Here is a 26,609-nt window from a genome sequence, read left to right on the forward strand (position 1 = left end):
CGATAGGGTTGCCGGCAGTGTAAACAAAAAAACGGCTGGACATGGTCCAGCCGTTTTCTGGTGGCGCCTCCGTCCCGGAGGCGCCGGCGGGCAAGACTGCCCGCGGTATTACTGCTGTTCCGAACCACCGGCCGGCGCTGCCGGCGCGGCGCTCTCGCCGGCGTTGATCGGGCTGATGCTGCCGCCCTCTTCCGCCAGCGCCGCCTTCAGCGACAGGCGCAGGCGGCCCTTTTCGTCGGCCTGGATCAGCTTGACGCGGACCTGCTGGCCTTCCTTCAGCCAGTCCTTGATGTCCTTGACACGCTCGTTGACGATTTCCGAGATGTGCAGCAGACCGTCCTTGCCCGGCAGGATGTTGACGATGGCGCCGAAGTCCAGCAGCTTCAGCACGGTACCGGCGTAGATCTTGCCCACTTCGGCTTCCGCGGTGATGCCCTCGATGCGGCGCTTGGCTTCGGCCATGCCTTCGGTCGAGGTCGAGGCGATGGTGATGGTGCCGTCTTCCTGGATGTCGATGGTGGTGCCGGTTTCCTTGGTCAGCGCCTGGATGGTCGAGCCGCCCTTGCCGATCACTTCGCGGATCTTGTCCGGATGGATCTTCATGGTGATCATGCGCGGGGCGTGCGCCGACAGCTCGGTGCGGGCGTGGCCCATCGCTTCCTGCATGTTCGACAGGATGTGCAGGCGGCCTTCCTTGGCCTGCGCCAGCGCGACCTGCATGATCTCCTTGGTGATGCCCTGGACCTTGATGTCCATCTGCAGCGCGGTGATGCCGTTGTCGGTACCCGCCACCTTGAAGTCCATGTCGCCCAGATGATCTTCATCGCCCAGGATGTCGGTCAGCACCGCGAACTTGTTGCCTTCCAGGATCAGGCCCATGGCCACGCCGGCCACGTGCGCCTTGACCGGAACACCGGCATCCATCAGCGCCAGGCAGCCACCGCACACCGAAGCCATCGACGACGAACCGTTGGATTCGGTGATTTCCGACACCAGGCGGATGGTGTAGGCGAACTCATCGTCCTTCGGCAGCACCGGGATCAGTGCGCGCTTGGCCAGGCGGCCGTGGCCGATTTCGCGGCGCTTCGGGCTGCCCACGCGGCCGGTCTCGCCGGTGGCGAACGGGGGCATGTTGTAGTGGAGCATGAAGCGGTCGCGGTATTCGCCGGCCAGCGCGTCGATGATCTGCTCGTCGCTCTTGGTGCCCAGCGTGGCCACCACCAGTGCCTGGGTCTCGCCGCGGGTGAACAGCGCCGAGCCGTGCGCGCGCGGCAGCACCGACGAACGGATCTCGATCGGGCGCACGGTGCGGGTGTCGCGGCCGTCGATGCGCGGCTCGCCGTTCAGGATCTGGCCGCGCACGATCTTCGCTTCCAGGTCGAACATGATGTTGCCGACTTCCACCTTGTCGGCTTCGACGCCGGCTTCCGCCAGTGCGGCGGCCACGTTGGCCGACACTTCCTTCAGCTTCTGGCTGCGCGCCGACTTCTGGCGCAGCTGGTAGGCCTCCTGCAGCAGCGGCAGTGCGACTTCGGTGACCTTGGCGATCAGCGGCTCGTTCTTGGCGGCCGGGGCCCAGTCCCACTCGGGCTTGCCGCCTTCGCGCACCAGTTCATGGATGGCGTTGATGGCAGTCTGCATCTGCTCGTGGCCATAGACCACGGCGCCCAGCATCACGTCTTCCGACAGCTGGTTGGCTTCCGACTCTACCATCAGCACGGCACGCTCGGTACCGGCGACGATCAGGTCCAGGTCAGAGGTGGCGAGCTGCGAGCGGGTCGGGTTGAGCAGGTACTGGCCGTCCTTGTAGCCGACGCGCGCGGCGCCCACCGGGCCGCTGAACGGGATGCCCGACACGGCCAGCGCGGCCGACGCGCCGATCAGCGCGGGGATGTCGGCGGGCACATCCGGGTTCAGCGACACCACGTGCACCACCACCTGCACTTCGTTGTAGAAGCCTTCCGGGAATAGCGGGCGCAGCGGACGATCGATCAGGCGCGAGGTCAGGGTCTCGTTTTCCGACGGACGGCCTTCGCGCTTGAAGAAGCCGCCGGGGATCTTGCCGGCGGCGTAGGTCTTCTCGATGTAGTCGACGGTCAGCGGGAAGAAGTCCTGGCCCGGCTTCGGGTTCTTGGCGGCGACCACGGTCGCCAGCACCACGGTGTCTTCCACATCGACCAGCACGGCGCCGCCGGCCTGGCGGGCGATTTCGCCGGTTTCCATGCGGACCTTGTGCTGGCCCCACTGGAATTCCTTGACGACCTTGTTGAACATGGACATGTGCATTCCTTGACTTGCGTGCTGGCCGCGCGATCTACGCAATGACACGCGCGCGGCCTGCGACGCCTGCGTTCTCAGCCGCAGGCAAACTGCCGGGTTGCCGGTCGCGGTCGCAGGGAAGTGCTATGCCATTCCAGCGCGGCACCGGCGTTGCCGATGCCGTGCTGGAATGACACAAAGCCCTGTTTCCTTGCCCGATCCGGGTGTTGGATAAAAAGAACAACTTACTCCGTTGCGCGGTTTGCCGCAACGGCGCCCGCGCCATCGACATGGCCGGGCGGCGTGAAGCGAAATTCACTCCATTCACAGCCTGCACTCCGGCGACACGGATTCGCCCCGCCAGAAATGCAAAATGCCTGCTCAGCAATGCTGAAGCAGGCATCGAGGCCTCACGCGAAACCGTGCAAACCCAGGAATCGCGCTGCCATCGGACGCAACCTTACTTGCGCAGACCCAGCTTTTCGATCAGGGCGCGGTAACGGTCGGCATCGTTGGACTTGAGGTAGTCCAGCAGGCGGCGACGGCGGCTCACCATGCGCAGCAGGCCGCGGCGGCTGTGGTGGTCCTTCATGTTGGCCTTGAAGTGCGGGGTCAGTTCGTTGATGCGGGTGGTCAGCAGGGCCACTTGCACTTCGGGGCTGCCAGTGTCGTTGGCGCCACGTGCGAACTGCTTGATGACTTCGGACTTGTTGATATCGGCGACTGCCATGATGATTTCCTTTCACTTGCGAACGCTACAGCGCGGGATGCGCCGCATGCGTCGTGCCATGTAATTGACTGGCTGTTGCCGCCACCGGACCGGGGCCAGGTAACGACAGCCGCGGATTATAGCCGAAAAGCCGGTACAAGAGTACCCGGCGCCCCGCCGCTCACGGACGTTCCATCCTGCAGGTGGTCGGCAGCGTGGACTGCGCGGCCTTGAGCTTGCGCACGGTGCGGAAGCCATAGCCCGAGCCTTCGTTGTCGAAGCGCACGGCGCCGCCCTGGCGCTCCATTACCGACACATACAGCGGCTGCAGCACCTGGTGGTCGTCGGCCCGCACGGTGGCTTCGTGGAAGTCGTTGACGTAGCGCATATGCTCGAGCGCGCGCGCCACCTTGACCGCGTCGGTGGAGCCGGCCTGCGTGATCGCGCGCGCCAGCATCTCGACCATCATCTGCATGCGCAGGTGGACGTAGTCGTCCTTGGGCTCCGGATAGCGCGCGCGGAATTCCTGGTAGAACGCATCGGACGCCGCCCCGCCCACGTTGGGATGCCACTCGGCCACGGCCAGCACGCGCCCGACCCCGGCATCGCCCATCGCCGCCGGCGCGCCCAGGCCATTGCCGTAGAACGTATAGAACTTGGCCCGCAGCCCGCCCTCGCGCGCGGCCTTGACCATCAGCGTCAGGTCGTTGCCCCAGTTGCCGGTGATGACCGCATCGGCCCCGCTGGCCTTGATCTTGGCGATATACGGCGCGAAGTCCTTGATCTTGCCGATCGGGTGGAATTCGTCGCCGACGATCTGGATATCGGGCCGGCGCGCCGCCAGCATCTCCCGCGCCGAGCGTGCCACCTGGTGGCCGAAGCTGTAGTCCTGGTCGATCAGGTACACGCGGCGCACCGCCTGGTCCTGGCGGATGACCTCGGTCAAGGCCTGCATGCGCATGTCGGCGCTGGCATCGAAGCGGAAATGCCAGAAACTGCAGTTCTCGTTGGTCAGGCTGGGATCGACCGCCGAATAGTTCAGGAACAGCACGCGCGCATCCGGCTGGCGCGCGTTATGGCGGTTGATGGCCGACACCAGCGCGCCCGCCACCGCCGAGCTGTTGCCCTGCAGGACAAAGGGAATGCGCTTGTCGGTCAGCGCGCGCAGCTGGATCAGGCTTTCATCGACATTGCCCTTGCTGTCGAAGGTGACCAGCTCGAGCGGCCGCGCACCTTCGGCGGTCTTCACGCCGCCGCGCGCGTTGATGCGCTCGATCGCCAGGCGCAGGTTGCGCGCCACCGCTTCGCCGGCATTGGCGAACGGGCCGGACAGGCCGTCGATCATGCCCAGCCGGATCGGCTCCTGCGCCGATGCGCCCGCCGCTGCCGCCAGCAACATCCCACCCAGCCATCCCCGCCACCGCGCCACAACCGTCATTCATCTCTCCTGGAAAGCGCAGGATAGTAAGGCAGCGTCCGGTTGCGGGCAAATACCGGCGCGGACCGCACTCGCATCGCCGATTCCACGGAGAACCGCCAGGGTTATCGGCAGATCCACACAAAAGCTGCGTTGGATGCACACACCGACCGCCGCCGGACTACACTGGCGGTATCCATACCCCATCCATCGATCGAGGTCCAGCCATGAATTCCGTGATCGGCAAGGGCGCGCGCCGTCTCATGCTGGCGCTGGGCGTAGCCATGCTGTCCGCCTGCGCCACGCTGATGCCGGTGCAGGAAGGCAGCCGGCTGGTGGGCCAGCCGCAGGCCGCGGTGCAGGCCATGTTCGGGCCGCCCACCGATGTGTTCCCGCTGCGCGATGGCACCACGCGCTGGATCTACTCGAAGCAGCCGATGGGCCAGTATGCCTATGGCGCCGACTTCGACCGCAACGGCAACCTGACCGCGTTCCGCAACATGCTGTCGACGCCCGAGCTGTACAAGGCGCAGGTCAACACCTGGACCAGGCGCGACGTCGCCGAGCACTTCGGCGTGACCCGGCTGCCGGTCAGCTACTACCCGCGCATGCGCAACGAGGTATGGTCCTACCGATTCCTCCACGAAGACGTATGGCCGTCGCTGTTCCACTTCTACTTCGACGATGCCGGCGTGCTGCGCCGGACCCAGATCACGCCCGATCCGCTCTACGACCCCGACGAGCGCCGCTTTTTCTGACCCGCCGGCGATATGAGACATGCGCCCATGAAAAAGCCCGCCATCCCCGGGTCGGGAGTGGCGGGCCTGGTCCGTACGTTCGGGCCGGGTAGGCCTTCCGCCGTCAGCGCAGGAGCCTGGGTCAGATCTGCGGGTTGATCTTCTGCACGGCCTTGTCGTGCAGCTTGTTCAGTGCCGCCAGATAGGCCTTGGCCGAGGCCGCGACGATATCCGGATCGGTGCCCACGCCGTTGACGATGCGGCCGGCCTTGGACAGGCGCACGGTCACTTCCCCCTGGGCCTCGGTACCACCGGTGATGGCGTTCACCGAATACAGCACCATCTCGGCGCCGCTGGCCACGCGCGACTCGATCGCATGCAAGGTGGCATCGACCGGGCCGTTGCCCTCGCCCTCGCCGCTCTGCTCCTGGCCGTCCATGCTGAACACCACGCGCGCATGCGGACGCTCGCCGGTCTCGGAGCGCTGCGACAGCGAGATGAAGCGGAAGTGTTCGTTGGCGTCGTGCTGGGCCTCGTTCGAGACGATGGCGACGATGTCCTCGTCGAAGATCTCGGCCTTCTGGTCGGCCAGCTCCTTGAAGCGCGTGAAGGCGGCGTTGACCTCGCTCTCGCTGTCGAGCTCGATGCCCAGCTCCTGCAGGCGCTGCTTGAAGGCGTTGCGGCCCGACAGCTTGCCCAGCACGATCTTGTTGGCGGTCCAGCCCACGTCTTCGGCGCGCATGATCTCGTAGGTGTCGCGCGCCTTGAGCACGCCGTCCTGGTGGATGCCCGAGGCATGCGCGAAGGCGTTGGCGCCGACCACGGCCTTGTTCGGCTGTACCGCGAAGCCGGTGATCTGCGACACCAGCTTGGACGCCGGCACGATCTGCGTGGTGTCGATGCCGAGGTCGAGGTTGAAGTAGTCGCGGCGCGTCTTCACCGCCATCACCACTTCTTCCAGGCTGGTGTTGCCGGCACGCTCGCCGAGGCCGTTGATGGTGCATTCGATCTGGCGCGCGCCGGCCATCTTGACCGCCGCCAGCGAGTTGGCCACGGCCATGCCGAGGTCGTTATGGCAGTGCACCGACCACACCGCCTTGTCCGAGTTGGGAATGCGCTCGCGCACCGAGCGGATCAGCTCGGCATAGCCTTCCGGCACGGCGTAGCCCACCGTATCGGGCAGGTTGATGGTGGTCGCGCCCTCGGCGATCACGCCTTCGAGCACGCGGCACAGGAAGTCCATGTCCGAGCGGCTGCCGTCTTCCGGCGAGAACTCGATGTCGTCGGTGAACTGGCGCGCAAAGCGTACCGCCAGGCGCGCCTGCTGGTAGACCTCGTCCGGCGTCATGCGCAGCTTCTTCTCCATGTGCAGCGCGGAGGTGGCGATGAAGGTGTGGATGCGGAACGAGTTGGCCGGCTTGAGCGCCTCGGCCGCGCGGGCAATGTCCTTGTCGTTGGCGCGGGCCAGCGAGCAGATGGTGGAATCCTTGACCACCTGCGCGATCGAGCGGATCGCCTCGAAGTCGCCGTTGGAGCTCGCCGCGAAACCGGCCTCGATCACATCGACCTTCAGGCGCTCCAGCTGGCGCGCGATGCGGATCTTCTCCTCGCGCGTCATCGAGGCGCCGGGCGATTGCTCGCCGTCACGCAAGGTGGTGTCGAAAATGATGAGTTTGTCAGACATGGTGTGGAGCTCCTGATTTGCTTGTCGTGTGCTGTCCCCGGCATGCTGCGTCCGGGGCTTTACCGCCTGTTCCGCGCTCCACGGCTGTGGAATGCAAAACGCCCCGGCGTGCATGAAGCAGGCCGGGGCGTTGGAATTTCCTTGCGGATTCCGCGCTAAGGGGTAAGTCCGTCCTTAGCGCGCGCGCGTCCCGACCTGATGGCCTAGTAGGCCACCTAGGGTGGTGCGGGCGATTAGGACTTGGCGCGAAATCATGGCTGCGACTATAGCCGACTTGGCGCGCACGCGCAACACAGGGTTTTGCCGCACGCGCCGCCTGCGGAGGTTCTCAGCCCTTGGGCGGGATGCGCAGCTTCTGGCCCGGGTAGATCTTGTCCGGGTGGCTCAGCATCGGCTTGTTGGCCTCGAAGATCTTGTTGTACTCGGCGCCGTTGCCATAGGCGGCCTGCGCGATCGCCCACAGCGTGTCGCCCTTGACCACGGTGTGCCAGCCCGATTCCGCGGACTCGACGTTGACCGACATCTTGTCCTCGACCTTGTCGACGCCCTCGACATTGCCGGCGCACAGGATGATCTTCTCGCGCGTGGCCTGGTCGGGTGCCACGCCGAACACGGTGACGAGTCCCTGCGAGCCGTCGACCTGTACCATCAGCCCGGTCGCGTCCAGCCCCATCTTCCTGATATACGCCTCGATCGCGTCGCCCGCGGCGCGATTGGCGGCATCGACCTTCTCCGCCGATGCATCCGCCGCGGCCGCTGCCTGCGCGGCCTTGGCCTCGCCGGTGCCGAACAGCTTTTCTCCCGCTTCCTTGATGAAGTCGAACATGCCCATGACATCCTCCTGACGGTGGGTGGAAAACACTGCAGAGTGCCACGCCCGGTCGGCCGCGGCACGAAAACAATGGTGAATCCCGCAATGCATGAAGGGCGCCTGAGCGCCCTTCTGCGATTTATTCCCGCGGCTTCTTCTCGATCGCCGGCTTGCCATGCATGGCCCGCCAGGCCCACAGCACATAGCCCGAGATCGCGTAGGCCACGAACAGCCCGAACAGCGCCACTGGCGGATCGGTCGAGACCACCACGAACAGCACCAGGACCAGCACCATCATGCCGAACGGCACGCGGTAGCGCACGTCGAGCGCCTTGCCGCTGTAGAACGGCGCGTTGGACACCATCGACAGCCCCGCGTACAGCGTGATGCCGAACGCCACCCACGGCATCCACAGCTCCTTGACCGGCAGCTTGTTGTCGATCACCAGCCAGACGAAGCCGGCCACCAGCGCCGCCGCGGCCGGGCTCGGCAGGCCCTGGAAGAAGCGCTTGTCGACGACGCCGATATTGGCGTTGAAGCGCGCCAGCCGCAGTGCCGCGCAGGTGCAGTAGACGAAGGCGGCGATCCAGCCCCACTTGCCCAGGTCATGCAGGATCCATTCGTACATCACCAGCGCCGGCGCGACGCCGAACGAGGTCATGTCCGAGAGCGAGTCATACTGCTCGCCGAACGCGCTCTGCGTATTGGTGATGCGGGCCACGCGCCCGTCCATGCCATCGAGCACCATCGCCGCGAAGATGGCGATGGCGGCGGCGTCGAAGCGCATGTTCATCGCCTGCACGATGGCGAAGAAGCCGGCGAACAGCGCCGCGGTGGTGAAGGCATTGGGCAGCAAGTAGATGCCGCGCCGGCGCGGCCGCTGGTAGGCGATGTCCTGGTCGTCGGCGGCTTCGTCGTCGAAGTCGTCGTCGGCGCCGCGCAGCTGGTTGTGGCGGAACGGCCGCAGGTGGGTCACGTTGCCGCTGCTGCTGCGCTTGTTACGTCGATGGAAGGCAACCATCACTGTCCTCCGGTCAGGCCGCCGCTCACTGCACGTCGAGTTCGGCGAGGATGGTCGACGAGGCCGACACCTTCTCGCCGATGGTCACGCGCGGGCGCGCATCGAGCGGCAGGTACACGTCGACGCGCGAGCCGAAGCGGATAAAGCCGTAGCGCTGGCCGCGCGAGAGGTTATCGCCGGGCTTGGTGTAGCACAGGATGCGGCGCGCCACCAGGCCGGCCACCTGCACCAGCGTCACCAGCTGGCCATCGGCCGCGCGGCGGATCAGCACCGCGTTGCGTTCGTTTTCGGTCGACGCCTTGTCCAGGTCGGCATTGACGAACTTGCCGGGAAAGTACTCGACCTTCTCCACCGCACCGTCGACCGAGACGCGGTTCGAATGCACGTTGAAGACGTTCATGAAGACGCTGATCTTCAGCGCCTCGCGGTTGGCGTACGGGTCCATGGTCTTCTCGACCACGACGATGCGGCCGTCGGCCGGCGCCAGCACGGCATTGGGCGCCGACGGGATCGGGCGCGGCGGGTCGCGGAAGAACTGCAGCACGAATACCGTGATGATCCACAGCGGCAGCGCCCACCAGAAGCCCGCGCTGGCATGCACCAGCAGCGAGATGACAAAGGCGCCGGCCAGGAACGGCCAGCCTTCACGGGCGATCAGCGGATGAGGATAGTTCATGCAGTACGAATTTCGATGGAGTCAAAGCCAGGCCAGGACGCCGCATTGGCAAGCCCATAGGGGCGGCGGGAATAGCCGCCGTCTTGCGCCCGGAGAGCAGCATCCGGCACGCCTTGCCTGGAAAGTTCGACAAGGATAACAAAAAGCCGTTCAGGTTCCGGCTTATTCCCTTCCGATGATAGAAGGGCAAGGCACGGAACGCTGAACGGCTTCGGCCCGCCGCCGTGCGGCGCGGGCCATCAGGCAGCGCTGTGGATCAGTTCTTCGACTGGTCGACCATCTTGTTCTTGGCGATCCACGGCATCATCGCGCGCAGCTTCTCGCCCACCACTTCGATTTCGTGCTCGGCGTTCAGGCGGCGGCGCGAGATCAGCGTCGGGGCGCCGGCCTTGTTCTCCAGCAGGAAGCTCTTGGCGTACTCGCCGGTCTGGATGTCCTTCAGGCACTGCTTCATCGCCTTCTTGGTTTCCTCGGTCACCACGCGCGGGCCGGTGACGTACTCACCATACTCGGCGTTGTTCGAGATCGAGTAGTTCATGTTGGCGATGCCGCCTTCGTAGATCAGGTCGACGATCAGCTTGAGCTCGTGCAGGCACTCGAAGTAGGCCATCTCCGGCGCGTAGCCGGCTTCCACCAGGGTCTCGAAGCCGGCCTTGATCAGCTCGACGGTGCCACCGCACAGCACGGCCTGCTCGCCGAACAGGTCGGTTTCGGTTTCTTCGCGGAAGTTGGTCTCGATGATGCCGGCACGGCCGCCGCCGTTGGCGGTGGCGTACGACAGCGCGATGTCACGGGCGGCGCCGGACTTGTTCTGGTGCACGGCGATCAGGTGCGGCACGCCGCCACCTTGCGTGTAGGTGGCGCGCACGGTGTGGCCCGGGGCCTTCGGCGCGATCATGATCACGTCCAGGTCGGCGCGCGGGATCACGGCACCGTAGTGCACGTTGAAGCCGTGGGCGAAGGCCAGCGCGGCGCCTTCCTTGATGTTGGCGTGCACTTCGTTCTTGTACACGTCGGCGATCTGCTCGTCCGGCAGCAGGATCATGACCACGTCGGCGCCCTTGACGGCCTCGGCCACTTCCTTCACCTGCAGGCCGGCGTTGGCGGCCTTGTTCCACGACGCGCCACTCTTGCGCAGGCCGACCGTCACATTGACGCCCGAATCCTTCAGGTTCAGCGCGTGGGCGTGGCCCTGCGAGCCATAGCCGATGATGGTGACATTCTTGCCCTTGATCAGCGAGAGGTCGGCGTCCTTGTCGTAAAACACTTTCATGATGATTCCTTCAATCTCTGTCTTTTGTATGAGAGGAGCGGCATCCTCGCGCGCATCGTGTGCGCGCGGATCGCGCCGCCCCGGGGATACTGCGTGAAGCCGTTGGGTGAGCCGGGGCCGGTCAGACCTTCAGGATGCGCTCGCCGCGGCCGATGCCCGAGCCGCCGGTACGGACGGTCTCGAGGATGGCGGTACGGTCGATCGCGTCCAGGAACGCATCGAGCTTGACGCCGTTGCCGGTCAGCTCGATGGTGTAGGTCTTCTCGGTGACATCGATGATGCGGCCGCGGAAGATGTCGGCGGTGCGCTTCATTTCCTCGCGCTCCTTGCCCACCGCGCGCACCTTGACGAGCATCAGCTCGCGTTCGATGTGCGCGCCTTCGGTCAGGTCGACCACCTTGACCACTTCCACCAGCCGGTTCAGGTGCTTGGTGATCTGCTCGATCACGTCGTCCGAGCCGGAGGTGACGATGGTCATGCGCGACAGCGACGAGTCCTCGGTGGGTGCCACGGTCAGCGTCTCGATGTTGTAGCCGCGGGCCGAGAACAGGCCCACCACGCGCGACAGCGCGCCCGGTTCGTTTTCCAGCAGGACCGAAATGATGTGTCGCATTTACAGGTCCTCCGCGCCGAGCAGCATTTCGGAAATGCCCTTGCCGGCCTGGACCATCGGCCAGACGTTTTCGGTGGGATCGGTCTGGAAGTCCAGGAACACGGTACGGTCCTTCAGGCGGAACGCCTCGCGCAGCGCCGGCTCGACGTCCGAGCTCTTCTCGACGCGCATGCCGACGTGGCCATAGGCCTCGGCCAGCTTGACGAAATCAGGCAGCGCATCCATGTAGGAGTGCGAGTAGCGGTTGTCGTACTCGATCTCCTGCCACTGGCGCACCATGCCGAGGTAGCCGTTGTTGAGCGAGCAGATCTTCACCGGGGTGTCGTACTGCAGGCAGGTCGACAGTTCCTGGATGCACATCTGGATCGAGCCTTCACCGGTGATGGTGACGACTTCCTTCTCGGGGAATGCCTTCTTGATGCCCATCGCGTACGGCAGGCCCACGCCCATCGTGCCCAGGCCGCCGGAGTTGATCCAGCGGCGCGGCTCGTTGAACTTGTAGAACTGCGCGGCCCACATCTGGTGCTGGCCGACGTCGGAGCAGATGAAGGCGTCGCCGTGGGTCAGTTCCCAGATCTTTTCGACCACGTACTGCGGCTTGATGATCTCGGAGCTGCGGTCGTACTTCAGGCAGTCAACCGAGCGCCATTGCTCGATCTGCTCCCACCACCTGGCCAGGGCCTCGCGCTTGGGCTTGATGTCGCTGGCCTTGATCTGGGCGATCAGTTCCTGCAGCACGTCCTTGACGTTGCCGACGATGGGGATGTCGACCTTGACGCGCTTGGAAATCGACGACGGGTCGATGTCGATATGGATGATCTTGCGCGCCTGCGAGGTGAAGTGCGACGGGTTGCCGATCACGCGGTCGTCGAAGCGGGCACCGATGGCGATCAGCACGTCGCAGTTCTGCATGGCCATGTTGGCTTCATACGTGCCGTGCATGCCGAGCATGCCGACGAACTGCTTGTGGGTGCCGGGGAACGCGCCCAGGCCCATCAGCGTGTTGGTCACCGGGTGGCCGGTCATCGCGGCCAGCTGGCGCAGTTCATCGCTGGCATTGGCCAGCACCACGCCGCCGCCGCTGTAGATGTACGGGCGCTCCGCGTTCTGCAGCAGTGCCACGGCCTTGCGGATCTGGCCCGAGTGACCCTTGTTCACCGGGTTGTACGAGCGCATGTCGATCGACTTGGGGTACTCGTACTTGCAGGCATTGCGCGAGACATCCTTGGGGATGTCCACCACCACCGGGCCGGGACGGCCGGTCGAGGCAATGAAGAACGCCTTCTTGATGGTCGCGGCGAGGTCGCGCACGTCCTTCACCAGGAAGTTGTGCTTGACGATCGGACGGGTGATGCCGACGGTGTCGCACTCCTGGAAGGCGTCCTGGCCAATGGCGTGGGTCGGCACGTTGCCGGTGATCACCACCATCGGGATCGAGTCGAGGTACGCGGTGGCAATGCCGGTGACGGCATTGGTCACGCCGGGACCCGAGGTCACCAGGGCGACGCCCACCTTGCCGGTTGCGCGCGCGTAGCCATCCGCGGCATGGACCGCGGCCTGCTCGTGGCGCACCAGGATGTGCTCGAACTTGGTTTGCTTGTGGAGCTCGTCGTAGATATACAGCACTGCGCCGCCGGGGTAGCCCCAGACGTACTCGACGCCTTCTTCGGCAAGTGCGTGAACGAGAATTTCCGCCCCGATCATTTCGGGTGCGGCAGATGAATTGCTGTCGGCGTGGGAGAATTCCGCGCTGGGCATGTTCATTTCAGTCCTTTGCAATTTTCGGCAAAAAATTGTTTGGATGCTCTCTGCCGAACTTGTGGCTCGGGTTCAAGCGGTGCGCGTCTGCATGGAGACCGCCTCATAAGCGGCCGGATGAGACAACCACTGATGTCGTGTGAACCGTCGATGATACTGCAATGCACCAGCGCGGTCTACGGTTGTTTACGCCGCCGGCATCGGCAAGTTCCCCGAATCGCGAAAAAGTTTGCCGCAGCGCCATGTATGTCCCGCCATACAAAACGGTACAGCGCAGCCAAATTTTGCTAGCATCCCAGCACATCGGGGCGCTGCGCGTCCTTGGCAGCACATTCACCAGAACCGGGCACAGGTCCCGGCGCAATAAGCCCCAACCGCCTGAATGGCCACCGACCAGGAACTGTCCGCCTTTCTTGCCAGCGTCGAGCGGCGCGCCTTCAAGCAGGCCGTGTTTGCCGTCCGCGACGACGAGGCCGCGCTGGACATCGTCCAGGACGCCATGATCAAGCTGGCCGAAAAGTATGGCGACAAGAGCGCCGCAGAACTCGCGCCGCTGTTCCAGCGCATCCTGCAGAACACCATCCATGACTGGTTCCGGCGCCAGAAGGTGCGCAATACCTGGGTCTCGCTGTTTTCCAGCCTGCGCGACGACCGCAACGGCGACGACGACAGCGACCTGCTGGAGACGCTCGAGGCACAGGCCGGCTCGGAATCGGCCGAAAGCAGCGCCGACAAGGTCGAGCGCGCCCAGGTCATGCACATCATCGAGCAGGAGATCCAGCGCCTGCCCACGCGTCAACGCCAGGCATTCCTGATGCGTTACTGGGAAGATATGGACGTCGCCGAAACCGCGGCCGTGATGGGCTGTTCCGAAGGCAGCGTCAAGACGCACTGTTCCCGTGCCACGCATACACTTGCGCAAGCCCTGCGCGCACGGGGGGTCCGACTATGAGCAGAAACGACAAAGAAATCCGCGAACGCCGGTTTGCGCATGAGGTTCGCGCGGCACTCGACGCCGGCGCCGAAGCCTTGCCGGCCGACATTTCCGAACGGCTCGCCGCCGCGCGCCGGATGGCGGTCGCCCGCAAGAAGGCAGAGGCGCCCGTGCTGGTGCCGCAGCTTGCCATGCCGGGCGCGCACGCGCCGCTGTTCGACGACGACACCTCGCCGCTGCACCGCGCCGGCGCCTGGCTGCGCCGGCTGGGGCTGGTCTGGACGCTGGTGGCGCTGGGCGCCGGGCTGGTGGGCATCTATCACTGGCAGGAGCAGAAGCGCATCGAGGAACTGGCCGATATCGACGCCGCCATGCTGCTCGACGACCTGCCGCCCACGGCTTACGCCGACGAGGGCTTCCACGTGTTCCTGAAGCACGGGCAATAGCATGGCGCCCCCGCTTCCCTACCCCGACGCCCTGCGCCGCCGGCTGGCCGCCCTGCTGGCCGGCGTAGCCGCCTGCTGCGTGCTGCTTCCCGCCACGGCGCAGGCACAGGGGGCTTCCGCGGTGGACGGAGCCGCTGCCCCCCATGCGGCCCAGCCGGTCAGCGCCAAACCCGCCTGGGCCGACCTGAGCCCGGTCAACCAGCGCATCCTGGCGCCACTGCAGCCACTGTGGGACAGCCTGCCGGAGCTGAACCGCCACAAATGGCTGCGCATCGCCGCGCGCTATCCGAAGTATTCGCCGGCCGAGCAGGCCCGGCTGCAGGCGCGCATGGCGGAGTGGGTCAGGATGACTCCTCAGCAACGACGGCTGGCGCGCGAAAACTACCAGATCACCCGCTCGCTGCCGACCGAGAAGAAGGCCGAGGCCTGGGACAAGTACCAGCAGTTGCCTGAAGAGCAGAAGAAGAAGCTGGCCGCCGCCGACCATGTGCCGCGCCGCCCCGGCGCCGTCAGCGCGCTGCCCAGCGGCAAGCGCCTGCCCAGCGACACCGGCCGCCAGCTGCGCCATGAACACAAGGCGGGCGCGGGCCACGCTGGCCATCCGGCCGGCACGGCGGCCAGCGAGGGCGCGGCGCTGCCCGCAGCCGCGGCAGCTGCCGTGGCCGCGGCGTCCGCCCCCGCCGCTGCCACTCCGGCAACGCCCGCAAGCGCCGCGCTTCCCGCGGCCAGCGCGCCGTCCATCGCGCCAGCCCAGGCCCCCACCGAAGCGACGGCCGCGGCGTCCGACGCCACCGTGCGCCAGTAATTGGCGGGCCATTTGGCATAATGGCCGTTTGAGGCCGGCCAGCGCACGCGGGCCAGCTTCGCCAGGCCCGCAACGGCATCCGCATGCCGCGCGCCGGCGCCCTGTTCAGAACGCCATCGATGCCCGCTGCCACCCTCGACCCCGTACCCCCTGCCACGTCCGCGCCGGCCGCCCCGCCGCTGCGGCGCCGCGTCGCCTGCATGCTTTATGAAGGCGTGCTGCTGTTCGGCGTGCTGAGCGCCTCGACCGCCGCCTACCTGCTGGTGCGGCCACTGCTGCAGAAGCTGGGCGCGGATGGGCCGCTGGTGATCCAGCTGTGGAGCTTCCTGGTGATGGGCCTGTATTTCACCTGGTTCTGGCAGCGCAACGGCCAGACCCTGGCGATGCAGACCTGGCGCATGCGCGTCGAAAACGCCGCGGGCGTGCCGCCGAGCTGGCCGCAGGCGGCGCTGCGCTACATGCTGGCATGGCTGTGGTTGCCGCCGTCGGCCGCCGTCGGCCATCTGCTCGGGCTGGTCAAGGGCCCGTTTGTCGGCGTGCTGTGCGCCGGCCTGCTGATCTGGATCCTGCTGGCCTGGCTGGACCCGCGCCGCCAGTTCCTGCACGACCGCCTGGCCGGCACGCGCCTGACCGACCTGCGCACCAAGCCATGAGCCTGGGCGCCGCCGGCATCCGCCGCATCGCGGTGACCATGCAGGCGGCCGCGGCGCTGGGCATTGCCGCGGCGCTGGTACGCACCGCCGCATGGCCGTGGCCCGGCGCGCTGGCCGCCGGCGCGGGGCTGATCCTGGGCGGCTTCGCGGCCGGCATTGCCATCGCCTTCGCGCTGAGCGGGCGCGGCCTGTGGGTCGCACGCGGCGATCACCCGCCCGCGCCGCCCGCTGAACTTGCCGCCACCCGCAGGCCGCTGCGGCTGGCACAGGCATTGCGCTGCTACGCAACCGAATGCCTGGCGGTGCTGCGCATGTTCGACTGGCTGCAGCCCTTCCGCGCGCGGGCACCGTTTGCACCGGCCGACCCTGCCCGGCCCGGCCGCGATGCCCCGCCGGTGCTGCTGGTCCACGGCTACGCCTGCGGCCAGGCGATCTGGCTCGACATGCAGCCGGCGCTGGCCGCCGCCGGCTACCGCTGCCAGGGGATCGACCTGGAACCCGTGTTCGGTGACATCGACGACTACGCGCGCGCGCTGCTGGCCGCGATGCGGCGCATCCGCGCCGAAAGCGGGCGCGCGCCGCTGCTGCTTTGCCACAGCATGGGCGGGCTGGCCGCGCGCGCCGCGCTGCGGCTGACCGGCGACGAGGACCTCTGCGCCGGCATCGTGACGCTGGGCAGCCCGCACCATGGCAGCGCGCTGGCGCGCTTTGGCGGCGGCCACAATGCGCGCCAGATGCGCTGTGGCAGCTCCTGGCTGCGCGCGCTCGCGGCCGCCGAAACGCCGCGCCTGCGCGCGCGCATGATCTCGATCTTCAGCTGGCACGATTCGATCGCGGGCCCGCCCTGCACCGGATGGCTCGACGGCGCCGGCCATATTCCGCTGTCCGGCATCGGCCATGTGTCGCTGCTGCGCCATCCCGCCGCGGTGCGTGCCGTGCTCGACGCACTGGCCGAACTGTCCGCGCGCGGCCGCTGAGCCGGTCGCTGAGCCGGTAGCGAGCGGGCCCATGCAGCGGCTGTTCCGCGGCCGCAACGATTCACATGTCAGTCATGTTTTCGTCACCGTCGCGTCATTGCAGGCTGGCTGAATGCAGCCATCGCCGCAACCGGGACTGGCATGGTGCAAGCAATCCGATCTGCCCGCGGGTATCTGTCGAAGGCCTCGCAACTGGCGCCATGGCTGCGCCGCAGCGCTGACAGCGGCCCCGCCGCGCCGGTGACCGCCTTCATGGCGCCGGCGCTCGATGGCGCCGCGCTGGCGCCGCCACGCGAAGCACAGGAAACCTATCCCCCCGAGCCGCACCCGATCCAGCGCTACCGCGCCATCTGGCTGTCGGACATCCACCTGGGCACGCCCGGCTGCCAGGCCGACTACCTGCTGGATTTCCTCAAGCACAACGAATCCGACCAGCTCTACCTGGTCGGCGACATCATCGACGGCTGGCAGCTGCGCCGCGGCTGGTACTGGCCGCAAAGCCACAACGACGTGGTGCAGAAGCTGCTGCGCAAGGCGCGCAAGGGCACCGAGGTGATCTATGTCCCCGGCAACCACGACGAAGCCGCGCGCCAGTTCGACGGCATGGCCTTCGGCGACATCACCGTGCGCGAAGAGGCGATCCACGTTACCGCCAGCGGACGCCGCCTGTGGGTGGTGCATGGCGACCTGTTCGACGGCGTGGTGCAGCACGCGCGCTGGCTGGCCTACCTGGGCGATTCGCTCTACACCATGATCCTGGCGCTCAACCGGCACTTCAACCGGCTGCGCGCGCGCCTGGGCTTTCCGTACTGGTCGCTTTCGCAGTACCTGAAGCACCAGGTCAAGAACGCGGTCAACTACATCGGCGCGTTCGAGAGCGCGATGGTCGACGAGGCGCGCCGCCGCGGCTGCGACGGCGTGGTCTGCGGCCACATCCACAAGGCCGAGATCCGCGAGGTCAACGGCCAGCTCTACTGCAACGACGGCGACTGGGTCGAAAGCCTGTCGGCGCTGGTCGAAACCCTGGAAGGCGAACTGAAGATCGTCTACTGGACCACGCTGCTCGACGCGCCCGCGCCTGCCGTGCGCCGGCGGCGCCGCGCCGCCGTGGCCGGCTGAACCGCGCCGGTCACGCTTGTTTCGCATGGCTCCATCCGCCCCCCGCCATCCGCATTGCCATTCCACCGCGCCCAAGGAGGCTGCATGAAGATCCTGATCGTCACCGATGCCTGGGAACCGCAGGTCAATGGCGTGGTGCGCACGCTCAAGTCCACGCGCCGCGAACTGGAGGCGCTGGGCCACACGGTCGACATGATCACGCCGCTGGAATTCCGCACGGTGCCATGCCCGACCTACCCCGAGATCCGGCTGTCGCTGCTGCCGGGCGCGCGCGTGCGGCGGCGCATCGAGGCCTTTGGCCCCGACGCCTTGCACATCGCCACCGAGGGCCCGCTCGGGCTTGCCGCGCGCAGCCATGCGCTGCGCCGCAAGCTGCCCTTCACCACCGCCTACCACACGCGCTTTCCGGAATATGTGCAGGCGCGCTTCGGCATTCCGCTGGCGTGGACCTACCGATTCCTGGGCTGGTTCCATGGCCCGGCCCAGGCGGTGATGGCGCCGACGCCGGTAGTGCTGGATGACCTGCGGCGCTACGGCATCAACAACGCCGTGCTGTGGACGCGCGGCGTGGACCTCGACGTGTTCACGCCGCAGCGCGCCAACGTGCTCAACACCGCCCACCCGATCTTTTTGTACGTTGGCCGCGTGGCCGTGGAGAAGAACGTCGAGGCGTTCCTGGCACTGGACCTGCCCGGCTCCAAATGGGTGGTCGGCGACGGCCCGGCGCTGCCGGCGCTGCGCGCGCGCTATCCCGGCGCCAACTATCTGGGCGTGCTGAGCCAGCCCGAGCTGGCGCGGGTGTATGCTTCCGCTGACGTGTTCGTGTTCCCGAGCCGCACCGACACCTTCGGGCTGGTGCTGCTGGAAGCGCTGGCCAGCGGCCTGCCGGTGGCCGCGTATCCGGTCACGGGCCCGATCGACGTGCTCGGCGACAGCCCCGCCGGCGTGATGCACGAAGACCTGCGCGAGGCCTGCCTGGAAGCGCTGCGCATCGACCGCGCCACGGCCCGGGCCCATGCCGAGCGCTTCTCGTGGCGCGCCGCGTCCGAGCAGTTCCTGGCCCACCTGCGGCCGTTCGCCGCCGCCAGGCCAGGCCGGGGCGGCGCAGCGGCCCCACCCGCCACAGCCAAGCCTTCCGCCCCGCAAACCCATGCCGAAACCGCATCCGGAACTGCCGTCCGACCCGCCAATGCAGAGGCCGCCGCCCGCAATGCAGAGCGCTGAGTACTCCGTCGACCAGAATCCGCACAAGGGCAACCGGGGCCTGGCGCGCGCCTGGCATGCGGCCATCAATTCGCTGTCGGGACTGCGCTATGCGGTGCTCGAGGAAAGCGCGTTCCGCCAGGAGCTGACCCTGGTGGTGATCCTGACGCCATGTGCCTTCCTGGCGCCAGTGACGGCGGTCGAACGCATCCTGCTGCTGGGCACGCTGCTGGTGGTGCTGATCGTGGAGCTGCTCAACTCCAGCGTCGAGGCCGCGGTCGACCGCATCTCGCTGGAGCGGCACAGCCTGTCCAAGCGCGCCAAGGACTTCGGCAGCGCCGCCGTGATGCTGGCGCTGGTGCTGTGCGGCGGCACCTGGATCACCATCGCCGGGCCGCACGTGCTGCGGTGGGCGCAGGCGCTGGCCGGCTGAGCCGGCCCGGGGCGGCGCGCAGAATGGGCGCGGCAGGCCGATTGCTTATAATCGCTACCCTGCCCCCGACTTACCGATCGCACCGATCGCCCGGACGCCCATGGAACCGAAACCGCAAACCGGACCCCGCCGCACCAGGGACCGCATCCTCGACGTCTCGCTGCGCCTGTTCAACGAAGTCGGCGAGCCCAACGTCACCACCACCACGATCGCGGAAGCGATGGAGATCAGCCCCGGCAATCTCTACTACCACTTCCGCAACAAGGACGACATCATCAACTCGATCTTCGTGCGCTTCGAGCAGGAGATGGAGCGCCGCCTGAAGATGCCGGACGACCACAAGGCCACGCTCGACGAAAGCTGGGGCTACCTGCAGTACATGTCCGAGTTCCTGTGGAACTACCGCTTTCTGTACCGCGACATCAACGACCTGCTGGCGCGCAACCGGATGCTGGAGACCAACTTCAAGCGCATCGTCGAGCAGAAGCAGCGCTTTGCGCACGAGATCTGCCGCCAGTTCATCGAGGACGGCGAGATGGAAGCCACGCCCGAGCAGGTCGAGGCCATCTGCACCAACATGGTGGTGGTCGCCACCTACTGGCTGTCGTTCCAGTTCGTGCAGCATCCGCGCCAGTACAACGATCCCGAGCAGATCCGCGGTTACCTGCACGGCTCGAGCTACCACATCTTCTCGATCCTGGCGCCCTACCTGCGCGGCCGGGCGCGGGAGGCATTCGACCAGCTGGCGCGCGACTACGCGGCAGCCAAGGCCGCCGCCGGCGCGGCAAAAAAGGAAGCCAAGTGAAATCCGTCTGCGTGTATTGCGGTTCCAGTCCTGGCAACCGTCCCGAATACGCCGAGGGCGCGCGCCTGCTCGGCCGCACCCTGGCCGAGAACGGCCTGACGCTGGTGTACGGCGGCGGCAAGGTGGGCCTGATGGGCATCGTCGCCGACGCCGTGCTGGAACATGGCGGCCGAGCCATCGGCATCATCCCGGAAGCGCTGATGCAGAAGGAAGTCGGGCACCGCGGCCTGACCGAGCTGCACGTGGTGCGCAACATGCACGAGCGCAAGCAGATGATGGCCGACCGCGCCGATGCCTTTGTCGCCATGCCCGGCGGCGTAGGCACCTTCGAGGAACTGTTCGAGACCTTCACGTGGCTGCAGCTGGGCTACCACGCCAAGCCGGTGGGCCTGCTGAACCTGGCCGGGTTCTACGACGGCATGCTGGGCTTCCTGTCGCATGCCGTGCAGGAAGGCTTCCTCAAGCGAGTGCATGCGGACCTGCTACACGTGGCCGACACGCCCGCCGGCCTGCTGGAGCAGCTGGCCGCTGCGCCGCGCGTGCACGTCGACAAGTGGCAGGAGGCGCGCGACAAGACCTGAGCGCGCCCCGAGGCCGGCCTCCCGGGCCCGGCTCAGAACGACGAGCCCGGCTGCTGAAGGAACGCCTGTTCCTCGGCGGTGCTCTGCCGGCCCAGCACCGCATTGCGGTGCGGGAAGCGGCCAAAGCGCGCGATGATCACGCGGTGCTTCTCGGCCCACTCGACCGCATCCACCACCCCGCCGCTGGCTTCGCGCAGCTGCGTCATCAGGCGCACCGCCTCGTCCTGGTCTTCCGGCGACTCCGAATGCTCGAACGGCATGTAGCAGAACATGCGGTGGTAGTCGGTCGGCAGCGCGCGGTCCATGCCGCTGGCGACGATGCGCCGGGCCAGTGCCAGCGCCTGCGCATCGGTGCCGAAGCTGCGCGGGTCGTTGCGGAACATGTTGCGCGGGAACTGGTCCAGCATCACCACGCGTGCGCACGCGCCCTCGGGCGTCACCGACCAGTCGTCAGGCGCCCCGTCGCAGGCGACCTGCCAGTCAGCCAGGAAGTTCGCGCGAATCTGCGCATCGAACGCATCCGACTTGGTGAACCATTGCGGGCGCGCCGTATTCCAGGCGGCCGAACCGGGCTGGTCGAACCAGAAATCCAGTACACGCAGGGCGTCTTCAGGCAGTTGGGCTGTCATCGGCAGGGGAAACCTTTCGGGGTAGAAACGGAAACGTTGGCGCCTCAGCGCGCCACGTTGCGCATCCAGTCAGCGGTCTGGAAGAAGGCCTGCATCAGGCGCAACTGCAAGTCTTCGGGCAGGCCGATGTCCTGCATCGCCAGCGCCATGCAGCGCATCCACTGGTCGCGCTCGCTGACGCCGATCTCGAACGGCATGTGCCGCGCGCGCAGGCGCGGATGGCCGAAGCGCTCGATAAAGTGGTTGGGGCCGCCCAGCCAGCCGCACAGGAACCAGAACAGCTTGTCGCGCGAGCCCTCGAGCGAGGGCGGATGCAGCGCGCGCAGCCCGGCGAACTGCGGCTCCAGGTCCATCAGGTCGTAGAAGCGGTCGACCAGTTCGCGCACGCGCGCCTCGCCGCCCACCAGTTCAAAGGCAGTGACCTCGGCATTGCCGGGCTTGTCGTCGGATTCAGTACTCATCACACACTCGTTCTGCGGCGGCGCCGGCACGCGGGCTCAGGCATCGCGCAAGGTCGCCAGCGCGGGCTGACGCAGCACTTCGCGCAGGCCCAGCCAGCCGCCGGCAAAAGCGCACAGCATGCCAGAAACCACGCCGACCGGCACGATCCACGCATTGAAGCGGTACGGGAAATCGAACACGAACTGCGACAGCCCCCAGCCCACCGCGATCGCGCCGAGGCTGGCCAGCAGGCCGGCGAGCCCGCCCACCACCAGGAACTCGGCATACTGGGTCTGCCGCACCAGCGCGGCCGAGGCGCCCAGCGCCTTGAGCAGGCCCGCGTCGCGCATGCGCTCGTCGCGCGCGCCGGACAACGCGGCGTACAGCACCGTCACCCCGGCGGCGAGCGTGAACACGAACAGGAACTCCACCGCCGCGATCACCTGGTCCAGGATGTCCTGGATCTGGCGCAGGATCATGTCGGTGTTGACCACGGTGATGTTGGGAAAGGCCGCGATCAGCCGGTTGCCCAGCGCGGCGCTGGCGGGCGGCAGGTGGAACGAGGTGATGTAGGTCTCGGGCATGCCCTGCATTGCCCGCGGCGGCAGGATCACGAAGAAGTTGACCCGCATCGAGCCCCAGTCGAGCTTGCGCAGCGAGGTCACGCGCGCCTGCACCGGCTGGCCCGCCACGTCGAAGCGCAGCGTGTCGCCGAGCCGGATGCCCAGGGTCTTGGCAATGCCCTCTTCCACCGACGCGCCTGCCTCGGCGCCGTCGGACCCGTTCGACCAGCGCCCGGCGATCACGCGGTTGCCCTCCGGCAGCGCATCGGTATAGGACAGGTTGAACTCGCGCTCGACCAGGTTGCGCGCGCGCCCGTCCTCGAAGCTGTCGCCGCGGATGGTGCGCTCGCCGATATGGGTCAGGCGCCCGCGCACCATCGGGTAAAGCAGGTCGGTGATGCCGGCGCCGGCCAGCATCTGGCGCAGCGGCTCGCGCTGGTCCGGCTGGATATTGATGATGAAGCGGTTGGGCGCGTCGGCCGGCGTGGCGTTGCGCCAGGAATCGACCAGGTCGTTGCGGGTCATGCCGAGCAGCAGCAGCGCCATCAGCCCCACCGCCAGCGCCACCGTCTGCAGCACCGTGACCGCGCGGCGGCGCTCCAGCACCGCCAGCGCAAAGCGCCATCCCATCGCCGCGCGCCCGCGCAGGCGCCCCCGCAGCAGCCGCGACAGCAAGGTCAGCAGGCCCAGCGCCAGCACGCCGAACACCACCCCCGCGGCGACAAAGCCGCCGGCGGTGGTCAGTCCCAGCCGCAGGTCGCGCGCCGCCACCAGCAGCAGCGCGACAAAGGCGCCCAGCCCCAGCGCGTAGGCCACCCAGGCCGACACCGGCGGCAGCCCGATATCACGCCGCAGCACCCGCAGCGGCGCGACCCGCGTCAGCGCCAGCAGTGGCGGCAGCGCAAACCCGGCCAGCAGCACCAGCCCGGCCAGCACGCCCACCAGCGCCGGCAGCAGCGACGGCTGCGGCAGCGACACCTTGAGCAGCCCACCCAGCGACAGCAGCAGGCCATAGTGCGCCAGGTAGCCGAGCAGCACGCCGGCGAGCGCGCCACCCGCGCCGACCAGCAGGAACTCCAGCCCGAACGCCCGCAGGATCTGCCCGCGCGACAGCCCCAGGCACTTGTAGACCGCGCAGGCATCGGTGTGGCGCTGCATATAGCGGCGCGCCGACATCGCGATCGCCACCGCCGCGATCATCGACGACAGCACCGCCACCAGCGACAGGAAGCGCTCGGCGCGGTCCAGCGTGGCGCGCATCTGCGGCTGGCCCGATTCCAGCGACTCGACCCGCGTATTGCGCAGCTGGCGGCGTTCGATCTCGTCCTGCGCCCATTTCTGGAAGGCCGCGCCGGCGGCGTCGGGGCCGGCCACCAGCAGCCGGTAGGTGACGCGGCTGCCCCAGCCGATCAGCCCGGTACCGTCCAGGTCCGACAGCGGCATCAGCACGCGCGGCGCGAAGTTCATGAAGCCGGTGCCGCGGTCGAGTTCCTGCGTGATGATGCGGTCGATGCGGAAGCTGCGGCTGCCCAGGCGCAGATTGTCGCCCACCGCGACGCCCAGCGCGCCCAGCAGCGCCTCGTCGACCCATACCGTGCCCGGCGCGGGAATGCCGTCCGCGGGCGCATCCGGCCCGCCCGGCGCGCCGGTCACCCTGAGCCGGCCGCGCAGCGGATAGCCGTCGGTGACGGCCTTGAGCGCCGCCAGCTGGCTGGGCGGCTCGGCGCCGGCCTGGGCCTTGCCCTCGGCGGTGGCCATGCTCGGGAAAGTGACGGTCTGCGCCACCGCCAGGCCGGCGGCCCGGGCACGCTGCGCGAACGCGGCGTCGAAGGGCTGGTCGGCCACCAGCAGCACGTCGGACGCAATCATCTGGCGCGCGTCGCGCTCCAGGCCCAGCCGCATGCGGTCGGCCATGAAGCCCACGCTGGTCAGCGCGGCCACGGCCAGCACCAGCGCAAACAGCAGCAGGTAGAGCTCGCCCGCCAGCCAGTCGCGCCGCGCCATGCGCAGCGCCTGGCGCCAGGCGGAGAATTTGCCGCCAGCGGCGGCGTGCAGTCCAGCAGGTTGGGCGGCGGTGGCCGGGACGTCGATGGCGGACTCGGAGGGCATCGGTTGGTTGGTTCTTGGTTGCTGGCGCCGGTGCGCCTCGGGTCAGTCAGTAATGCAAAAAAAGCTGGCGGGAACGGCCGTGCCGCTAGCGCGGCACATCATGCCGGGTACCGCCGCGCAGGCTGGCATGGAGCCGGCGCACCCCGCGCCACAACTTCGGCAGCAGCCACACCGAGCCCACCAGGAACACCGCCAGCAGCACCAGGAACAGCACCGGCAAGAAGAACGCCAGCAGCAGGCTGCCGGTGGCGGTCAGGTCCTCAGTGAATGAGGCCGTCCAGTTGGAAAACGGTTCCGGCGACACGTTGATCAGCGCGCGCGTGCCGGCCTTGACCGCATGCGCGGTGCCGGCCAGCGTGCCGCCGATCAGGCCCGCCGCCACCACCCATTGCGGATCCAGCTGGCCGAACGCGGCGGCCGCCAGGATCGCCCCGGCCGGAATGCGGATGAAGGTATGGATGCCGTCCCAGACGGTGTCGAACGCCGGCACCTTGTCGGCGAAGAACTCCGCCACCGCCAGCACCGCGGCCACGCCGATCACCCACCAGGACTCCAGCGGCTGCAGCCCGGGCGGCAGTTCCAGCCAGCCCAGCCGCGCCAGCACCCCGGCGGCGAGCACGGCTAGATACAGGCGAAATCCGCTGGCCCAGGACATGCCCGCGGCCAGCGCGGCGGTTTCCAGCATGGCGCTCCTTGCAAGGGTCCGGCGCGGACCGGTGCAGAGACCGGCGCGCCCTGGCAGGGAGTGTAATACGGACCGGCCCGACCGGTCCGGGACCGGTCCGGCCGTGGCTCAGCTGCCTTCCTTGCCGTCCGGTCCGAACCACGGCAGCGCCTCCTGCGGGGTCAGGATGCCCGCCGGCTCGGCCATGGTATAGCCCGGCAGCGCCTCGATGCGCCGCGCAAAGGCCGGATCGGCCAGCAGGGCCAGCAGCGCGGCCATCCAGCCGGCGGTCTGGTCGTTCTTGCGCAGCGCCAGGTAATAGGCCTCGCGCGTCAGCGGCACGAACGCCAGCCCGTGGGCCTCGGCGTTCATGCGCAGCCCGAAACCGGCCTGGGCACGGCCGCTGTGCACGGCTTCCGCCACTTTTTCATTGCTGAACTCGGTCTCGTCGTAGCCATTGACCAGGTCGGGATACAGGCCCTCGGCGGCCAGCAGCTGGTCGAACAGCATGCGCGTGCCTGAACTGCGCTGCCGGTTGACGAAGCGCGCCTGGCTGCGCGCCAGGCCGCGCAGGTCGTGCACCTCGCGCGCCAGCTCGGGCGCCAGGATCAGGCCCTGCTCGCGCCACGCCAGCCGCAGCAGCCGCACGGCGCCGGGCCGCAGCCACTTGCGCAAGGTCACATGCGCCACCGAGCCCGCGGTCTGCACCGGCGAGACATAGAACCCGGCCAGCTCCGACTGGCGCTCCTGCAGGCAGATCAGCCCTTCCACGCTGCCGCAGAACACCGTGTCGAGCTGCAGCGGACTGCCGGCCGTGCCCAGCGCGGCGGCCAGCACTTCCACCGCCGGGTCATGGCTGCCGGTGAAATGCACGCACGACTGCGGCTGCTGGGCGTCGTCCAGATCGGCGATGAACTCCGCCATGGCGCGCTGCACCGCCGGCTCGATCGACTCGCGCAGGCGCAGCTCGGCGCGCAGCAGGCGCTCGCCGAAGCGCGTCAGCGAGGCGCCGCGCCCGCGCTCCATATCCAGCATGCTGCGGCCAAGCATCTCTTCCCATGACCGCATCACCCCCCAGGCATGGCGGTACGACAGCCCGATCTCGCGCGCGGCGCGGTGCAGCGAACCGGTTTCGCGCACCGCCTTGAGCAGCTGGAACACCTTGGCATTGGCGCGCGGATTGTCGTCGGAGGCGATCACCGGAAACAGGTCGAAGCGGAAAGTCATAGGTTCCCCGCTACATATTTACTTGTCGAACTCGGCTGGACCACAATGAATACCCATTCTTA

Annotated in this window: 26 protein-coding genes; 11 read left to right on the forward strand and 15 right to left on the reverse strand. The window is 67.6% G+C overall.

What is annotated here, in order from left to right; all coding sequences use genetic code 11:
* Positions 1 to 108: 108 nt before the first annotated feature.
* The 3 genes from pnp to MKD38_RS01570 form a co-directional block, all read right to left on the reverse strand.
* Positions 109 to 2,280 (reverse strand): polyribonucleotide nucleotidyltransferase, encoded by a 2,172-nt coding sequence (pnp, locus tag MKD38_RS01560; protein WP_111519558.1) that lies wholly within the window; start codon positions 2,278 to 2,280, stop codon positions 109 to 111.
* 439 nt (positions 2,281 to 2,719) lie between these two features.
* Positions 2,720 to 2,989, reverse strand: a complete 270-nt coding sequence (gene rpsO, locus MKD38_RS01565) for a 30S ribosomal protein S15 (RefSeq protein WP_010809136.1) — start codon at positions 2,987 to 2,989, stop codon at positions 2,720 to 2,722.
* A gap of 160 nt (positions 2,990 to 3,149) precedes the next feature.
* Positions 3,150 to 4,406, reverse strand: coding sequence for a branched-chain amino acid ABC transporter substrate-binding protein (locus MKD38_RS01570; protein WP_252674357.1), 1,257 nt, complete (start codon positions 4,404 to 4,406; stop codon positions 3,150 to 3,152).
* A gap of 206 nt (positions 4,407 to 4,612) precedes the next feature.
* Here MKD38_RS01570 and MKD38_RS01575 point away from each other — a divergent pair, with 206 nt between their 5' ends.
* Positions 4,613 to 5,143: a hypothetical protein gene (locus MKD38_RS01575; RefSeq protein ID WP_252674358.1), complete on the forward strand. Its 531-nt coding sequence runs from the start codon at positions 4,613 to 4,615 to the stop codon at positions 5,141 to 5,143.
* Positions 5,144 to 5,264: 121 nt separating this feature from the next.
* Here the strand turns inward: MKD38_RS01575 and MKD38_RS01580 are convergent, their stop codons facing one another.
* The 7 genes from MKD38_RS01580 to MKD38_RS01610 all read right to left on the reverse strand — a co-directional run bounded on the left by MKD38_RS01580 (position 5,265) and on the right by MKD38_RS01610 (position 12,964).
* Complete coding sequence (locus MKD38_RS01580; RefSeq protein WP_111519555.1) at positions 5,265 to 6,806, reverse strand: 2-isopropylmalate synthase; 1,542 nt, start codon at positions 6,804 to 6,806, stop codon at positions 5,265 to 5,267.
* Positions 6,807 to 7,134: 328 nt separating this feature from the next.
* Positions 7,135 to 7,638, reverse strand: a complete 504-nt coding sequence (gene lysM, locus MKD38_RS01585) for a peptidoglycan-binding protein LysM (protein WP_111519554.1) — start codon at positions 7,636 to 7,638, stop codon at positions 7,135 to 7,137.
* Between the two features lie 118 nt (positions 7,639 to 7,756).
* On the reverse strand, positions 7,757 to 8,638 hold the full coding sequence (pssA, locus tag MKD38_RS01590; RefSeq protein ID WP_252674359.1) for a CDP-diacylglycerol--serine O-phosphatidyltransferase: 882 nt from the start codon (positions 8,636 to 8,638) through the stop codon (positions 7,757 to 7,759).
* A 25-nt stretch (positions 8,639 to 8,663) separates the two neighbouring features.
* Positions 8,664 to 9,314 (reverse strand): phosphatidylserine decarboxylase, encoded by a 651-nt coding sequence (locus tag MKD38_RS01595; RefSeq protein ID WP_018005432.1) that lies wholly within the window; start codon positions 9,312 to 9,314, stop codon positions 8,664 to 8,666.
* A 256-nt stretch (positions 9,315 to 9,570) separates the two neighbouring features.
* Positions 9,571 to 10,587, reverse strand: a complete 1,017-nt coding sequence (ilvC, locus tag MKD38_RS01600; protein ID WP_092314074.1) for a ketol-acid reductoisomerase — start codon at positions 10,585 to 10,587, stop codon at positions 9,571 to 9,573.
* Positions 10,588 to 10,708: 121 nt separating this feature from the next.
* Complete coding sequence (gene ilvN / locus MKD38_RS01605) at positions 10,709 to 11,200, reverse strand: acetolactate synthase small subunit (RefSeq protein ID WP_252674360.1); 492 nt, start codon at positions 11,198 to 11,200, stop codon at positions 10,709 to 10,711.
* A complete protein-coding gene (locus tag MKD38_RS01610) occupies positions 11,201 to 12,964 on the reverse strand; it encodes an acetolactate synthase 3 catalytic subunit (RefSeq protein ID WP_252674361.1) in 1,764 nt (587 codons plus the stop codon).
* A gap of 376 nt (positions 12,965 to 13,340) precedes the next feature.
* Here MKD38_RS01610 and MKD38_RS01615 point away from each other — a divergent pair, with 376 nt between their 5' ends.
* The 10 genes from MKD38_RS01615 to MKD38_RS01660 all read left to right on the forward strand — a co-directional run bounded on the left by MKD38_RS01615 (position 13,341) and on the right by MKD38_RS01660 (position 20,914).
* Positions 13,341 to 13,910, forward strand: coding sequence for an RNA polymerase sigma factor (locus MKD38_RS01615; RefSeq protein ID WP_252674362.1), 570 nt, complete (start codon positions 13,341 to 13,343; stop codon positions 13,908 to 13,910).
* On the forward strand, positions 13,907 to 14,338 hold the full coding sequence (locus MKD38_RS01620; protein WP_252674363.1) for a DUF3619 family protein: 432 nt from the start codon (positions 13,907 to 13,909) through the stop codon (positions 14,336 to 14,338). Before MKD38_RS01615 ends, MKD38_RS01620 begins: the two co-directional genes overlap by 4 nt.
* Position 14,339: 1 nt before the next feature.
* Positions 14,340 to 15,143, forward strand: coding sequence for a DUF3106 domain-containing protein (locus MKD38_RS01625; protein ID WP_252674364.1), 804 nt, complete (start codon positions 14,340 to 14,342; stop codon positions 15,141 to 15,143).
* A gap of 119 nt (positions 15,144 to 15,262) precedes the next feature.
* Positions 15,263 to 15,796, forward strand: a complete 534-nt coding sequence (locus MKD38_RS01630) for an RDD family protein (RefSeq protein WP_252674365.1) — start codon at positions 15,263 to 15,265, stop codon at positions 15,794 to 15,796.
* Complete coding sequence (locus MKD38_RS01635; RefSeq protein WP_252674366.1) at positions 15,793 to 16,773, forward strand: esterase/lipase family protein; 981 nt, start codon at positions 15,793 to 15,795, stop codon at positions 16,771 to 16,773. Before MKD38_RS01630 ends, MKD38_RS01635 begins: the two co-directional genes overlap by 4 nt.
* 141 nt (positions 16,774 to 16,914) lie before the next feature.
* Positions 16,915 to 17,892 (forward strand): UDP-2,3-diacylglucosamine diphosphatase, encoded by a 978-nt coding sequence (locus MKD38_RS01640; RefSeq protein ID WP_252674367.1) that lies wholly within the window; start codon positions 16,915 to 16,917, stop codon positions 17,890 to 17,892.
* Between the two features lie 84 nt (positions 17,893 to 17,976).
* Positions 17,977 to 19,116 carry a glycosyltransferase family 4 protein gene (locus tag MKD38_RS01645; protein WP_252674368.1) on the forward strand — a complete coding sequence of 380 codons (1,140 nt, stop codon included), beginning with the start codon at positions 17,977 to 17,979 and terminating at the stop codon, positions 19,114 to 19,116.
* On the forward strand, positions 19,043 to 19,528 hold the full coding sequence (locus tag MKD38_RS01650) for a diacylglycerol kinase (protein WP_371925608.1): 486 nt from the start codon (positions 19,043 to 19,045) through the stop codon (positions 19,526 to 19,528). The genes MKD38_RS01645 and MKD38_RS01650 overlap by 74 nt, the downstream gene beginning before the upstream one ends.
* 100 nt (positions 19,529 to 19,628) lie before the next feature.
* A complete protein-coding gene (locus MKD38_RS01655) occupies positions 19,629 to 20,333 on the forward strand; it encodes a TetR/AcrR family transcriptional regulator (RefSeq protein ID WP_252674370.1) in 705 nt (234 codons plus the stop codon).
* Positions 20,330 to 20,914: an LOG family protein gene (locus MKD38_RS01660; RefSeq protein WP_252674371.1), complete on the forward strand. Its 585-nt coding sequence runs from the start codon at positions 20,330 to 20,332 to the stop codon at positions 20,912 to 20,914. The genes MKD38_RS01655 and MKD38_RS01660 overlap by 4 nt, the downstream gene beginning before the upstream one ends.
* A 32-nt stretch (positions 20,915 to 20,946) precedes the next feature.
* On the opposite strand, the gene MKD38_RS01665 is transcribed toward MKD38_RS01660, so the two are convergent.
* The 5 genes from MKD38_RS01665 to MKD38_RS01685 all read right to left on the reverse strand — a co-directional run bounded on the left by MKD38_RS01665 (position 20,947) and on the right by MKD38_RS01685 (position 26,547).
* Positions 20,947 to 21,543 carry a DUF924 family protein gene (locus tag MKD38_RS01665; protein WP_252674372.1) on the reverse strand — a complete coding sequence of 199 codons (597 nt, stop codon included), beginning with the start codon at positions 21,541 to 21,543 and terminating at the stop codon, positions 20,947 to 20,949.
* Between the two features lie 44 nt (positions 21,544 to 21,587).
* Positions 21,588 to 22,004, reverse strand: coding sequence for a group II truncated hemoglobin (locus MKD38_RS01670; protein WP_111519541.1), 417 nt, complete (start codon positions 22,002 to 22,004; stop codon positions 21,588 to 21,590).
* A 36-nt stretch (positions 22,005 to 22,040) separates the two neighbouring features.
* Entirely contained in the window at positions 22,041 to 24,656 is a 2,616-nt protein-coding gene (locus MKD38_RS01675) for an ABC transporter permease (protein WP_252674373.1), read from the reverse strand.
* A gap of 85 nt (positions 24,657 to 24,741) precedes the next feature.
* On the reverse strand, positions 24,742 to 25,341 hold the full coding sequence (locus MKD38_RS01680; protein WP_252674374.1) for a DUF4126 domain-containing protein: 600 nt from the start codon (positions 25,339 to 25,341) through the stop codon (positions 24,742 to 24,744).
* Positions 25,342 to 25,449: 108 nt separating this feature from the next.
* The gene (locus tag MKD38_RS01685; protein WP_116294675.1) at positions 25,450 to 26,547 is read right to left on the reverse strand and encodes a substrate-binding domain-containing protein; all 1,098 of its coding nucleotides are present in this window, start codon (positions 26,545 to 26,547) and stop codon (positions 25,450 to 25,452) included.
* Positions 26,548 to 26,609 lie beyond the last annotated feature (62 nt).

The organism is Cupriavidus sp. WGlv3 (genome assembly GCF_023952475.1).
Classification (GTDB): domain Bacteria; phylum Pseudomonadota; class Gammaproteobacteria; order Burkholderiales; family Burkholderiaceae; genus Cupriavidus; species Cupriavidus phytorum.